This window comes from Jiangella muralis (assembly GCF_001270745.1).
In the GTDB taxonomy this organism is placed as follows: domain Bacteria; phylum Actinomycetota; class Actinomycetes; order Jiangellales; family Jiangellaceae; genus Jiangella; species Jiangella muralis.
This window is the reverse complement of record NZ_KQ434751.1, coordinates 102,176-114,758: the sequence shown is the minus strand read 5'-3', so window position 1 is coordinate 114,758 and position 12,583 is coordinate 102,176. Positions and strand designations below refer to the sequence as shown.

Genomic DNA, 12,583 nt, shown 5'->3' with positions numbered 1-12,583 from the left:
CGGCTCTGGCCCGGCCGGCGGGTCGACCCGTCAGGGTGCGGTGAGCGGCTCGGCGGCGTAGGCGTCGTGCAGGAGGGCGACGAAGGCGGGTGCGTCGGGCAGGGACGCCGCGCCGAGGCGGGACACCGCGACGCCGGCGGCGCAGGATGCCCATCGTGGAACCGCCGAGCACGTCCGCCACCGGCCACACCACGGCTGAGCCGTCCCAGAAGGCGAGGTTCCAGATGGACGCCTCGCTGAGCCGGCCGGCGCGGTCGACGAAGGCGGCGTCGTCGAAGCCGTCGCGGGCGGCGACCCGCAGGAGGTGGGTCTTGGCGACCTCGCCGACGTGCTTGACGTCGGGCAGGTAGCGCTCGTGCGGGACGACGGCGAGGGCGAGCGGGCCGTCCGGACCGGTCGACGGCGGACCGGTGCGCACCAGCAGGTCCAGGTGGCCGCCCGCCGAGGAGTGCACCGTCGCCGTCAGTGACACGTCCGCCGGGCCGGCCGCGAGCGCCGTCCGGACGAACCCACGGACGACGTCGTCCGGCAGCGCGTCGCCGAACAGCTCGGCGGACGCCGCGCGGAGCCGCTCGAGGTGCAGGTCGAGGCCGCGGATGCGCCCATCACGGACCTGGGCGGCGGTGAAGTGCGCGTAGCCGGCGAAGGCCAGCGGCGCGAGGTCGTCGGCCGTCGCGGTGCGGCCGTTGCGCTGCACGATCATGCAGCGGCTCGGGCGCGTTCCACTCGCTCGGCTCGCCGCATCGCGTCGCGGTAGATCGGGCCCTCCCGCACGGGCAGCGCGTTGATCACCCCGCGCAGTCCCAGCACGGTCAGCGAGGCCGCGACGTCCGTCGTCGGCAGGCCGGGCAGCCGGTACAGCCGCCGCGCCCAGCGGGGGAGCAGCGCGACCGCCGTGGCCGCCAGCCCGAGCCAGGCCGGCCGCCCCGCGACGGCGTAGCGGGTGGGCATCGGCGGAAGCGTCAGGAACCGGGCGATGTCGCGCGCCTCGGCGGTCAGCGCCAGCTCCGGCCGGATCGACCGGTAGAACTCGTCGACCTCGGCGGCACTGGCCGGGACGGTGCCGGGGTCGAGGCCGACCAGCGCGGCGGCCCGGGTCTGCTCGGCGTAGTAGCCGTCGACGTCGGCGTCGGACAGGCCGATGCGGGCCCGCCGCGCCGTCGACACGAACGACTCGACCTCGGTGACGTGCACCCAGCGCAGCAGCTGCGGGTCGTCGACCCGGAACTCGTCGCCGGTGCGGGGGTCGCGTGCGCGCCGGCGATCGTGGATGCGCCGCACCCGGTGCCCGGCCCGCTCGGCCTGTTCGGTGCTGCCGTACACGACGGTGCCGACGTACTCGGCGGTGCGCATGAGCCGCGGCCAGCAGTTGCGCCGGATGTCGGAGTTCTGCACGACCCCGGCGACGGCGCGCGGATGCAACGCTTGCAGGTACAGCGCGCGGACTCCGGCCAGCCACAGCACCGGCTCGCGGTGCACCCGCCAGCTCACGCTGTCCGGCCCGAACAGGCCGAGGTCGTCAGTCACGGCGGAACTCCGCGCGCCAGCGGTGCTCCAGCCGCTCGACCGCGACGGGCGTGAGTCCGTCCTGCCCGAACGCGTCGATCTCGGCCCGGGTGAGTGGCCACGGCGGGCCGTCCTCGGGCGGGGTGTCGGCCACCATCGTGATCACCAGCAGCGTGCCGCCGGGCGCGACGAATCCGGCCACCGACGCCGTGGCCGGCGGATGGAACGGCGGCGGCATCGACTGCACCGTCATCACCTCGACGACCAGGCCGAACGCGCGCCGGAACTCCGGCGGCGGCGCCAGCAGGTCGGCCGTCCGGTAGTCGACCGGCGAACCGGGGAACCGTCCACGTACGGCCGTCAGGGCGCTGGGGGAGACGTCGAACGCGGTGGTCGCGGCGCCGCGGGCGGCCAGGAACTCGGCATCGAACCCCGGCCCGAACCCGACGACGAGCGCGCTGCCGGCCAGGTCGCGGCCGGCGGCCCAGTCGACCAGCAGCGGGTGCGGCGCGCCACGGTCCCACGGCACGACGGCGGCGCCGTCGGCCGCGGCGGCGTAGAGGCGCTCGAACCAGCCGGTCGGGTCGTCGGCCGCGAGCGACACCGCCGCCAGCCGCCGCGCGGCCTCGTCGGGGTCCTCGATGGTCATCGGGTCCAGCCTAGGCCCGGCGCCGCGCCTCCGGCCAGGTGGGCGCGGGGTTGTCGGTGCGGGTGGTGACGAGGGCGCCAACGGTTGGCGCTGGTGTCAACCCGCCTGGACGGGTGGTCGGCAGGCAGGGCCGGGCCGGCGGGCGGGGAGTTGTCGGCGCGGGTGGTGACCAGGACGCCAACAGTTGGCGCTGGTGTCAACCCGCCGGATCGGGATCGGCGGGCGCGGCCGGGCCGGGCGGAGGTCAGCGGGCATCAGCCGCCGGCACCGGGCGTCAGCGGGCTGCCGCGTGCCGGACGAGGTCGAGCAGCCGGCCCTGCTGGTCCGGCGACTCGGACGTGAGCGCGACCCCGCGGACCAGCGCCAGCAGGTCGTCGGCGGTCAGGTCCGGACGGACGGCGCGGGCCCGCTGCGCCGCTGTGAGCAGTCCGGACACCGTCGCGCGCACGGACACGTACCAGTCGCCGTCGGCGGCGAGCGCGAGGTCGCGGGTGTGCGCCAGCTGCGTCGCCACCGCCCGCAGCCAGGCGTGCAGCGCGTCGGCCGGCGCCTCCTGTTCGCGCAGCAGTTCGGCGTAGTCGCGCAGCGCCGCCAGCTCGTCGGCGAAGACGGCGGCCAGCAGCGCCACGCGGGTGGGGAAGTGGCGGTACAACGTCGCGTTGCCGACCCCGGCCCGCCGCGCGACGTCGTCGAGCGGGGCGTCGGCGCCGGCCTCGGCGAACACCTTCGCCGCCGCCGTCACCAGCGCCTCGCGGTTGCGCCGTCCGTCCGCCCGCATCTGCACCCGTCTCGTCGATGTGGGGAGCTCCCCGACGCTTCCGGAGAACTCCCCACATATGCTTTCAGACCCGAACGAGCCTACCCCGTGGCATCGATGACAAACGGCCGATGTCATCGATGCCATCCGGTCACCGTGGCCCGGCTTTCCGGGCGTTCCGGTCAGGAATCGAGAAGCACCCCTGACCAGGCCCGGCCTAGCGTGAACGGATGGAACTGACCATTCAGGCGAGCTTCCTGCCGCACGACGACCCGGAGGCGGCGCTGGCGTTCTACCGCGACCTCCTCGGCTTCGAGGTTCGCAACGACGTCGGCTACGAGGGGATGCGCTGGATCACCGTCGGCCCGGTCGGCCAGCCCGCCACGTCGATCGTTCTCGAACCGCCGGCCGCCGATCCGGGCGTGACGTCTGAGGAGCGCCGTACCATCACGGAGATGATGGCGAAGGGCAGCTATGCCGGCATCCTGATGTCCACCCACGACCTCGACGGCGTCTTCGACCGCCTGCAGGCCAGTGGCGCGGAGGTCGTCCAGGAGCCCATGCAGCAGCAGTACGGCGTCCGCGACTGCGCCGTCCGGGACCCTGCCGGAAACCTCATCCGCATCAGCGAGCTGCGCTGAGCTCACGCACCACGGACGGATCGACAGATGGAGACACGATGACCGAGGCCTCCGCGCCGCACCAGGCCGACAGCCACGACCTCATCCGCGTGCAGGGCGCGCGGGAGAACAACCTGCGCGACGTCAGCATCGAGATCCCGAAGCGCCGCCTCTCGGTGTTCACCGGCGTGTCCGGCTCGGGCAAGAGCTCGCTGGTGTTCGAGACCATCGCGGCCGAGTCGCAGCGGATGATCAACGAGACGTACAGCGCGTTCCTGCAGGGCTTCATGCCGTCGCTGTCGCGACCCGACGTCGACCTCCTGGAGGGCCTGACGACGGCGATCATCGTCGACCAGGAGCGGCTGGGCGCGAACCCGCGCTCGACCGTCGGCACGGTCACCGACGCCAACGCCATGCTGCGCATCCTGTTCAGCCGGCTGGGCGAGCCGCAGATCGGGCCGCCGCCGGCGTTCTCGTTCAACGTGCCCGCCCGCAAGGCCAGCGGCGTCATGACGAAGGCCACGGGGGAGAAGACCATCGTCCGCGACGCCGTCTACCACGGCGGCATGTGCGCGCGCTGCGAGGGCCGGGGGAGCATCTCCGACATCGACCTCACGCAGCTCTACGACGACAGCAAGTCGCTCAGCGACGGCCCGTTCACCATCCCCGGCTACAACGCCGACGGCTGGAACGTCCGCATCTTCGCCGCGTCCGGCTTCTTCGACCCGGACAAGCCGATCGCGAAGTACACCGCGGAGGAGCTCGACGACCTCCTCTACCGCAAGCCCACGAAGATCAAGTTCGAGAACATGAACCTGACCTACGAAGGGCTGATCCCGCGCATCCAGAAGTCGTTCCTGTCCAAGGACGTCGACAGCCTGCAGCCGCACATCCGCGCGTTCGTCGAGCGGGTCGCCACGTTCACCGCGTGCCCCGACTGCGGCGGCACCCGCCTCAACCAGCCGGCGCTGTCGTCGCGGGTGAAGGGCATCAACATCGCCGAGGCCTGCTCGATGCAGATCACCGACCTCGCCGAGTGGATCCGCGGGCTCGACGAGCCGTCCGTCGCGCCGCTGCTGACGGCGCTGGGCCAGAACCTCGACTCGTTCGTCGAGCTGGGGCTCGGCTACCTGAGCCTCGAACGGCCGTCCGGCACGCTGTCCGGCGGCGAGGCGCAGCGCATCAAGATGCTGCGGCACCTCGGGTCGTCGCTGACCGACGTCACGTACGTGTTCGACGAGCCCACCGTCGGCCTGCACCCGCACGACATCCAGCGGATGAACAACCTCCTGCTGCGGCTGCGCGACAAGGGCAACACGGTGCTCGTCGTCGAGCACAAGCCCGAGACCATCGCCATCGCCGACCACGTCGTCGACCTCGGTCCGGGCGCCGGCTCCGGCGGCGGCCACGTGGTCTTCGAGGGCACGGTCGAGGCGCTGCGCGGCAGCGACACCGTCACCGGCCGGCACCTCGACGACCGCGCCACGCTGAAGCCGTCCGTCCGCACGCCGTCCGGCACGCTGGAGATCCGTGGCGCGTCGGCGCACAACCTGCAGGACGTCGACGTCGACATCCCGCTCGGGGTGCTGGTCGTCGTCACCGGCGTCGCGGGATCGGGCAAGAGCTCGCTGATCCACGGCTCGGTGTCCACCCGCGACGACGTCGTAGCCGTCGACCAGGGCGCCATCAAGGGGTCACGGCGCAGCAACCCGGCCACGTACACCGGGCTGCTCGACCCCATCCGCAAGGCGTTCGCCAAGGCCAACGGCGTGAAACCGGCGCTGTTCAGCGCCAACTCCGAAGGCGCCTGCCCGGCCTGCAACGGCGCCGGCGTCATCTACACCGAGCTGGGCTTCATGGAGACCGTCGCCACGCCGTGCGACGACTGCGGCGGCAAGCGGTTCCAGGCCGCGGTGCTCGACTACCGGCTGGGCGAGCTGAACATCGCCGAGGTGCTGGACCTCCCGGTCGCCGAGGCGCGGGCGTTCTTCTCCGACGGCGCCGCCAAGACGCCGGCGGCCGCCGCCATCCTGGGCCGTCTCGACGACGTCGGCCTTGGTTATGTCAAGCTGGGCCAGCCGCTGACCACGTTGTCCGGAGGGGAGCGGCAGCGGCTCAAGCTGGCCACCCAGATGGCCGAGAAGAAGGGCGACGTCTACGTCCTCGACGAGCCCACCAGCGGCCTGCACCTCGCCGACGTCGAGCAGCTGCTCGGGCTGCTGGACCGGCTGGTCGACTCCGGCAAGTCGGTCATCGTCATCGAGCACCACCAGGCGGTCATGGCGCACGGCGACTGGATCATCGACCTCGGGCCCGGCGCCGGCCACGACGGCGGGCAGGTCGTCTTCGAGGGAACGCCCGCCGATCTCGTCGCGGACCGGTCCACGCTGACCGGCCAGCACCTCGCCGACTACGTCGCCGGCTGATCACGTCAGGAATCGAGAAGCAGCCGGCCGGCGCCCGCCATAGCGTGATGATGTACCCACAAGAGGCAAGGAGAACATCATGTCGCTGCAGGTGAGCGTGGTCATGCTCGGGGTTCAGGACCTCGACCGCGCGAAGAGGTTCTACGTCGAGGGCATGGGCGCGAAGACCGACCAGGACCATCCCGGATTCGTCCGGATGGTCCTCGGCGACGGCGCCGGCCTGGCGCTGTACCAATGGGCCGCCGTCGCCAAGGACGTCGGCGTATCCGCCGACGGCTCCGGATTCCGCGGCTTCTCGCTGCACTACACCGCCGACACTCGCGACGAGGTCGACACCGTCCTGCAGGCCGCCGAGGCCGCCGGCGCGACGATCCTCAAGCCGGCGACGGCCGCCGAATGGGGCGGCTACTCCGGCACGTTCAGCGACCCGGACGGCTTCCTCTGGAAGGTCGCGACGAACTCCTGAGTGCACGTGCCGAGGCGCCAACACCTCCTTGCCCTGTAGTAAGGAGGTGTTGGCGCATGACGTCTTCGACCATAAGGATGGTGACTACGTGCTGAGCCGGAACGCTCGGAGCGTCCAGGAGCTCGAGGGGCGGCTGCGCTACGGCGGCGCGCCCAAGACTCTGGACGAGATGGACGCCGGAATCGCCCAAGGCGCCGTCGAGTCGCTCGGATGATCGGACTCGACGCCAACGCAGGTCTTGTCCGACGTGGTGAGCGCTGACGAGTTCGTCGTCGAGAATCCCGCCATCGTTCGGCGGGCGGCGAAGGTCGCTGGTATGCGGGTTCTGACGTAACGCCGATAATGCACATTATGTCAAGTAGTAGTGAGGAGCGCCCGAGAGGGGCCGCGGCGGACCGCTCCCCTCGGCCGGCGGCCGGACCTACTCGAACGGGATCGCCTCGATGCGCTCCAGGTGGTCTTCGCCCCATGCGCCCAGCGGCGCCATGGCGTCGTTGAGTGACCGGCCGAACTCGGTGAGCGAGTACTCGACCTTCGGCGGGACCTGCTGGTAGACCTCGCGATGCAGCAGCCCGGCGGTCTGCATCTCGCGCAGTTGCAGGATGAGCATGCGTTCGCTGATGGTGCCGACCGCCCGGCGCAGCTCACCGAAGCGCAGCGGGCCGTCCTGGAGGGCGAACAGGATGAGGCCCTTCCACTTGCCACCCATGACGGCGATCGCGGCGTCGAGACCGCAGGTGAAGGTTCGCTCACCCATCTGACCTCCTCGCATACAGAACTGTAGGTACCGAACAACATTGTAGGTACTTGCGTATCGGTTGGTGCAACCCGCAGCATCGAGGCATGACACAGCACGAACTCTCCGCGGTCACCGTCCTCGGCCTCGGCTCGATGGGCAGCGCTCTGGCCAGCGCGTTCCTCGCCGCCGGGCATCACGTCACGGTCTGGAACCGCAGTCCCGCCAAAGCCGCCCCGCTCGTGGCCGCCGGCGCCCGGCACGCCGGCACCGTCGACGAAGCGGTGGCCGCGAGCCCGCTCGTCGTCGCGTGCTTGACCGGCTACGACGACACCCGGTGCATCCTCGAGCCGGTGACGGCGACGCGGAGGTCTTCGCGCAGCACGCGGCCACGCTGCGGGCGCTCGGCGGCGACACCGTCCGGCTGGGCGGCGAGCCCGACCTCGCGAAGTTCTACGAGCCCGCCGTCGGCGCCACCCTGCTGCCAGCGCTGGTCGGCTTCTTCGCCGGCGCGGCGGCCGGCCGCACACGTGGCATCGCCGCCGCCGACCTGGTCCCCTACGCCGTCCGCTGGATGGAGATGATCGCCGCGATCCTGCCCGGGTTCGCGGCCGAGATCGACGCGCACGACTACAGCGCCGGGGCGTCGTCGGTGAACCTGTTCCTCGCCGGCCTGGAGTGGGACGTCGAGTTCGCGCGCGACGGGAAGGTCGACGACGCGTGGCTGCGGCCGCTGCACGACCTGGTGCGCAAGGCGGCGGCCGCCGGTCACGGCGACGACAGCATCGCCGCGCTGACCGAGGTGCTCGGGACGCCGTGACTCAGCCGAGCAGGTGCGCGACGGCGTCGTCGGTGCGGCCGGCGCCGTACACGCGCAGCAACTCGGCGATCTCCGGATGGTCGGGCGCGACGCGGTCCGCGGCGGCGAGATAGTCGGGCGCCGATGCGACCCGGCGGAACAGGCTCTGGATCTGCTCGGCGGTCTCCCGTGCCGACGCGCGCCGGGTGGTGGCGCCGGTGAGCAACTCCCCCGGGCCGCCGGCCGCCTCGATGCGGGTGATCGCGTCGGCGACCGGCAGCCGGCCGGCAGCGACGGCGTCGGTGGCCTCGACCATGGCCCGCAGCCGCTCGACCGCCGACGGGTTGCCGATCTTGATCCGCTGCCCACTGACCAGTTGCGACAGCATCGGCGCCGAGATGCCGAGCAGTGCCGCGACCCTCCCCTGCGTCAGCCCCAGCGTGCCGCGGCACCGGTCCACGATGGTGCCCAGCGGCTCGCCGTAAATCTCGCGCTGCGCCGTGCGACTGGCGTCGACGTCGGCCACGTGCCCTCCCACTATTTGCACTCGTAAAGCTGCAACCATGTTGACACGCGCAGCGTTCACGGTCCAGACTCGGACAACGTTTGCAAGTGCAAATCAGCTTCCGGGAGTCGCCATGATCCGTCTCGCCGCCGCTCTCACGGCTGCGGCCGCGGTCGTCGCCACGATGTCGGTGTCGGCTGTGGCCGCGGCGGAGGAGCCGGTCGATCCGGGTAGCCGGATGATGCTGGTGCTGGACTCGTCCGGGTCGATGGCCGAGGCCACCCCGTCCGGCGGCACCCGCATCGACGCCGCGAAGGACGCCTTGCGTCAGGTCATCGGCGGGCTGCCGGACGACCAAGAGGTCGGCCTGCGCGTCTACGGCGCCGAAGTCTTCTCCCAGAACGACCCCGGCGCGTGCACCGACTCGCAACTGATCGCGAAACCCGACACCGGCAACCGCGACGCGTTGACGGCCGCGCTGGACGGCTACGAACCCTACGGCGAAACCCCGATCGGCTACGCGCTGCAGGAGGCCGGGAAGGACCTGGGCACCGAAGGGCCACGCACCATCGTGCTCGTCTCCGACGGCGAACCGACGTGTGCACCGGACCCGTGCGAGGTCGCCACCCAACTCGCCGGCGACGGCGTCGACGTGCGCATCGACGTCGTCGGCCTCGACGTCGACACCGAGGCGCGGGACAAGCTGCGCTGCATCGCCGACAACGGCCACGGCACCTACTACGACGCGCAAGACGCCGACGACCTCGTCAGATCCCTCGACACCTCCACCACCCGCGCCTCCCGCCCCTTCGACCTCACCGGCACCCCCATCCAAGGCACCGCCACCCCCGCCGACGCCCCGATCATCGAGACCGGGCAGTACCTCGACACCGTCCCCCTCAACGACGGCCTCTGGTACCGCATCGAACGCACCGCGCCGAACAGCACCATCCACGTCGGCGTCGCCCACCACTCCGACGACATCGGGAACTCCGGCTCCTGGGCTTGGGTCAGGCTCTACGCCGATCCCGATGAACTCGAGTGCGCGAGCGCCAGCTCGTTCCCGCTCGGCAACCTCGGCTACACCGCGGCGAACACCTGGAGTCCGGACCCGGAGGGCGAGTGCAACACCGCCGACGTCATCTACGTCCATGTCGACGATTCGGGCCCCCAGCCGTTCACCGGGGAGCCGGTCGAGATCGCGGTGTACGAGGAGCCGCCACTGGCCGACCCGTCCGGCCGCGATCTGGTGGCCGCACCCGAGGTGCCCGCCTGGACGCCGCTGGAGGTGAGCGACCCGGTGACCGACGTCGTGCCCGGCACGTCCATCTCCAATGCGCCGGTCGTGTCCGACGGCACGTACGCCTTCGACATCCACGCCGGTGAGACACAGGTCGTCGCCGTCCCCCTCGACTGGGGCCAGAACGTCCAGGCGCAGCTCGACGGCATCGTGCCCGAGGAGACGTCCCTGGGTGTCGGGCCTACCGTCCAGATCTCCGGGCCGGTGCGGGAGCAGGGCTCGGTGGACTTCTACGGCAGCGCACCCGATGACTGGACCGACCTGTTGTGGGGAACGATCGCCGGCGGATCGCCCTTCCGCGTCGGCGCCCAGTCGCTCACCATCGGCTACCTGAACCGGACCGAGATCAGCAATGACGCGAGCATCCCCGGTTTGCGGTACGTCCAGGTGTCCTACCCCAACGGCAGCGATCCGATGCGGTACACGCTGACGCTGAAGACCAACGGCACGGCCGGCGACGGCGCCCCCGAGTACGCGGACGTCGACGGCCTCACTCCCCCAGCGGCCGACTCGGCCCTGGTCGGCGGGTCGGGCGACGGCGATGCGGAAGACGACGGCGCGACGGACGACGCCACGCCCGGTGGCGACCCGACCGAGGAGCAGGCGCTCACCAGCGACGGCGGCGGCGGGGCGGACCTCCCCTGGACGTCGATCGGCCTCGGCGCCGCCGGGGTACTGGCGCTGGCCGGAGCGGGCTGGCTGGTCCGCCGGAACCGAGCGACCGCGAAGCAGGCTGGGAGCAACTGATGATCCGTCTCGCCGCCGCCCTCGTGGCCGCCACCGTCGTCGTCGCCACCACACTGCCGTCGGCGGCGGAGGAACCGGTCGATCCGGGTAGCCGGATGATGCTGGTGCTGGATTCGTCCGGGTCGATGGCCGAGGCCACCCCGTCCGGCGGCACCCGCATCGACGCCGCGAAGGACGCGTTGCGCCAGGTCATCGGCGGGCTGCCGGACGACCAGGAGGTCGGCCTGCGTGTCTACGGCGCCGAGGTCTTCTCCCAGAACGACCCCGGCGCGTGCACCGACTCGCAACTGATCGCGAAACCCGACACCGGCAACCGCGACGCCCTCACCGCAGCGCTGGACGGCTACGAGCCCTACGGCGAAACCCCCATCGGGTACGCGTTGCAGGAGGCCGGGAAGGATCTCGGCACCGAGGGGCCACGCACCATCGTCCTGGTCTCCGACGGCGAACCGACGTGTGCGCCGGACCCGTGCGAGGTCGCCACCCAGCTCGCCGGCGACGGTGTCGACGTGCGCATCGACGTCGTCGGCCTCGACGTCGACCAGGCAGCCCGCGACAAACTGCGCTGCATCGCCGACAACGGCCACGGCACCTACTACGACGCGCAAGACGCCGACGACCTCGTCAGATCCCTCGACACCTCCACCACCCGCGCGTCACGCCCGTTCGACTTCACCGGCACCCCCATCCAAGGCACCGCCGCCCCCGTCGACGCCCCGATCATCGAGACCGGCCAATACCTCGACACCGTCCCGGTGGAGGGCGGGCTCTGGTACCGCGGCGAACGCACGGCGCCGAACAGCACCATCCACGTCGGCGTCACCCACCGCAGCAGCGCCTTCGGGGCGATGGGTGACTGGATGGGGGTCACGATCTACGCGAACGCCGAGGAGACGTACCTCTGCTCCGAGAGCTCGTCGTTCCCGATGGGCACCCTCGGCTACACGTCGGCGAACACCTGGAGCGACGTCACCGACGACGAGTGCAACACCGCCGACGTCGTCTACGTCGAGGTCGCAGCGGACAAGGGCGACCTGAGCGGCGAGCCGGTCGAGATCGTGGTGTACGAGGAGCCGCCGCTGGCCGACCCGGCCGGCCGTGACCTCTTCCCCGCGCCGGCGGAACCGGAGTGGACCACCCTGGAACCGGGCAGTCCGGTGACCGACGTGGTGCCCGGCACGTCGATGTCCAACGCCCCCGTCGTGTCGGATGGCACCTACGCCTTCGACATCAACCTGGGCGAGACGCAGGTGGTCGCGATTCCGCTCGACTGGGGCCAGAACCTGCAGGCGCAGTTCGACAGCGCGCTGCCGACGGGCGAGGGCTTGGCCACCCACGGTCCGACCGTTCAGATCTCCGGCCCGGTCCGGGACCTCGCCATGGTGGACTTCCTCGCCAGAGAGCCCGAGAACTGGACCGACGGGGTGTGGGGCGCGTTCCCCGAAGGCACCACGTCCTACGCCATCGGCGCCCAGTCCCAGACCGTCGGCTACCTCAACCGCGACGGTGGCGGCGGCGCGAGCGTCCCGGGCCTGCGCTACGTCCAGGTCTCCTTCGACACGTCGGGCGACCCGATGCCGTACACGCTGACGCTGAAGACCAACGGCACCGCCGGCGAGACGGCGCCGGACTACGCGGACGTCGACGGCCTCACTCCCCCGGCGGCCGACTCGGCCCTGGTCGGCGGGTCGGGCGGCGGCGACGAGGAGGACGGCGCCACGCCCGGTACCGACCCGGCGCCGGGCGACGAGCCGACCGAGGAGCAGGCGCTCACCGGCGACGGCGGCAGCGGAGCGGACCTCCCCTGGACGTCGATCGGCCTGGCCGTCGCCGGAGTGCTGGCGCTGGCCGGGGCGGCCTGGCTGGTGCGCCGGAACCGCGCTACGTCAGCGCAGTGACGACGGCCGCCACCAGCAACCCCACGCCGGCGACGGCGAGCACCGCTGCCGGCCACGGCCACCGCCGGGACGCCCGTACCGCCGGGGCATCGGCCGGTGCGGCCGCCGCTCCCCCGGCTTCGGGCACGGGTCCACCGGGACCCCAGCCGGCCGGCCACGGCGGCAGCTGCTCGA

11 protein-coding genes and 3 pseudogenes are annotated in these 12,583 nt (G+C 71.8%); 7 read left to right on the top strand and 7 right to left on the bottom strand.

Annotation, left to right across the window (positions count from 1 at the left end):
* Positions 1-30 precede the first annotated feature (30 nt).
* The 4 genes and pseudogenes from ACW62_RS00495 to ACW62_RS00480 form a co-directional block, all read right to left on the bottom strand.
* Positions 31-703 (bottom strand): annotated as a pseudogene (locus tag ACW62_RS00495) (aminotransferase class IV).
* Positions 700-1,527, bottom strand: coding sequence for an oxygenase MpaB family protein (locus tag ACW62_RS00490; RefSeq protein ID WP_053202129.1), 828 nt, complete (start codon positions 1,525-1,527; stop codon positions 700-702). The pseudogene ACW62_RS00495 and the gene ACW62_RS00490 overlap by 4 nt, the downstream one beginning before the upstream one ends.
* Positions 1,520-2,155 (bottom strand): class I SAM-dependent methyltransferase, encoded by a 636-nt coding sequence (locus ACW62_RS00485; protein WP_157574249.1) that lies wholly within the window; start codon positions 2,153-2,155, stop codon positions 1,520-1,522. Before ACW62_RS00485 ends, ACW62_RS00490 begins: the two co-directional genes overlap by 8 nt.
* 274 nt (positions 2,156-2,429) lie before the next feature.
* Complete coding sequence (locus ACW62_RS00480; protein ID WP_083459091.1) at positions 2,430-2,933, bottom strand: TetR/AcrR family transcriptional regulator; 504 nt, start codon at positions 2,931-2,933, stop codon at positions 2,430-2,432.
* A gap of 209 nt (positions 2,934-3,142) precedes the next feature.
* Here ACW62_RS00480 and ACW62_RS00475 point away from each other — a divergent pair, with 209 nt between their 5' ends.
* The 4 genes from ACW62_RS00475 to ACW62_RS36085 all read left to right on the top strand — a co-directional run bounded on the left by ACW62_RS00475 (position 3,143) and on the right by ACW62_RS36085 (position 6,638).
* The gene (locus ACW62_RS00475) at positions 3,143-3,553 is read left to right on the top strand and encodes a VOC family protein (RefSeq protein ID WP_053202127.1); all 411 of its coding nucleotides are present in this window, start codon (positions 3,143-3,145) and stop codon (positions 3,551-3,553) included.
* 38 nt (positions 3,554-3,591) lie between these two features.
* Positions 3,592-5,958, top strand: a complete 2,367-nt coding sequence (locus ACW62_RS00470; protein WP_053202126.1) for an ATP-binding cassette domain-containing protein — start codon at positions 3,592-3,594, stop codon at positions 5,956-5,958.
* A gap of 79 nt (positions 5,959-6,037) precedes the next feature.
* Positions 6,038-6,424, top strand: coding sequence for a VOC family protein (locus tag ACW62_RS00465; protein ID WP_053202125.1), 387 nt, complete (start codon positions 6,038-6,040; stop codon positions 6,422-6,424).
* Positions 6,425-6,512: 88 nt separating this feature from the next.
* On the top strand, positions 6,513-6,638 hold the full coding sequence (locus ACW62_RS36085) for a hypothetical protein (RefSeq protein ID WP_276202920.1): 126 nt from the start codon (positions 6,513-6,515) through the stop codon (positions 6,636-6,638).
* A gap of 207 nt (positions 6,639-6,845) precedes the next feature.
* Here the strand turns inward: ACW62_RS36085 and ACW62_RS00460 are convergent, their stop codons facing one another.
* Complete coding sequence (locus ACW62_RS00460; RefSeq protein WP_053202124.1) at positions 6,846-7,181, bottom strand: winged helix-turn-helix transcriptional regulator; 336 nt, start codon at positions 7,179-7,181, stop codon at positions 6,846-6,848.
* 86 nt (positions 7,182-7,267) lie between these two features.
* Here ACW62_RS00460 and ACW62_RS35580 point away from each other — a divergent pair.
* A pseudogene (locus tag ACW62_RS35580) lies at positions 7,268-7,980 on the top strand (imine reductase family protein).
* 1 nt (position 7,981) lies between these two features.
* Here ACW62_RS35580 and ACW62_RS00450 read toward each other — a convergent pair.
* A complete protein-coding gene (locus tag ACW62_RS00450; RefSeq protein WP_240477186.1) occupies positions 7,982-8,485 on the bottom strand; it encodes a hypothetical protein in 504 nt (167 codons plus the stop codon).
* A gap of 112 nt (positions 8,486-8,597) precedes the next feature.
* On the opposite strand from ACW62_RS00450, the gene ACW62_RS00445 reads away from it, so the two are divergent.
* Complete coding sequence (locus tag ACW62_RS00445) at positions 8,598-10,511, top strand: vWA domain-containing protein (protein WP_053202122.1); 1,914 nt, start codon at positions 8,598-8,600, stop codon at positions 10,509-10,511.
* Positions 10,511-12,409 carry a vWA domain-containing protein gene (locus ACW62_RS36080; protein ID WP_053202121.1) on the top strand — a complete coding sequence of 633 codons (1,899 nt, stop codon included), beginning with the start codon at positions 10,511-10,513 and terminating at the stop codon, positions 12,407-12,409. Before ACW62_RS00445 ends, ACW62_RS36080 begins: the two co-directional genes overlap by 1 nt.
* Here the strand turns inward: ACW62_RS36080 and ACW62_RS34965 are convergent.
* A pseudogene (locus ACW62_RS34965) lies at positions 12,393-12,583 on the bottom strand (hypothetical protein); the annotation flags it as partial. The gene ACW62_RS36080 and the pseudogene ACW62_RS34965 sit on opposite strands and share 17 nt — an antisense overlap.

What these genes read in the sequence shown, in the direction of transcription:
- ACW62_RS00485 (WP_157574249.1), bottom strand. Translation starts at nt 2,155, where the DNA reads ATGACCATCGAGGACCCCGACGAGGCCGCGCGGCGGCTGGCGGCGGTG.
- ACW62_RS00470 (WP_053202126.1), top strand. Translation starts at nt 3,592, where the DNA reads ATGACCGAGGCCTCCGCGCCGCACCAGGCCGACAGCCACGACCTCATC.
- ACW62_RS00445 (WP_053202122.1), top strand. Translation starts at nt 8,598, where the DNA reads ATGATCCGTCTCGCCGCCGCTCTCACGGCTGCGGCCGCGGTCGTCGCC.
- ACW62_RS00475 (WP_053202127.1), top strand. Translation starts at nt 3,143, where the DNA reads ATGGAACTGACCATTCAGGCGAGCTTCCTGCCGCACGACGACCCGGAG.
- ACW62_RS36080 (WP_053202121.1), top strand. Translation starts at nt 10,511, where the DNA reads ATGATCCGTCTCGCCGCCGCCCTCGTGGCCGCCACCGTCGTCGTCGCC.
- ACW62_RS00465 (WP_053202125.1), top strand. Translation starts at nt 6,038, where the DNA reads ATGTCGCTGCAGGTGAGCGTGGTCATGCTCGGGGTTCAGGACCTCGAC.
- ACW62_RS00480 (WP_083459091.1), bottom strand. Translation starts at nt 2,933, where the DNA reads ATGCGGGCGGACGGACGGCGCAACCGCGAGGCGCTGGTGACGGCGGCG.
- ACW62_RS00460 (WP_053202124.1), bottom strand. Translation starts at nt 7,181, where the DNA reads ATGGGTGAGCGAACCTTCACCTGCGGTCTCGACGCCGCGATCGCCGTC.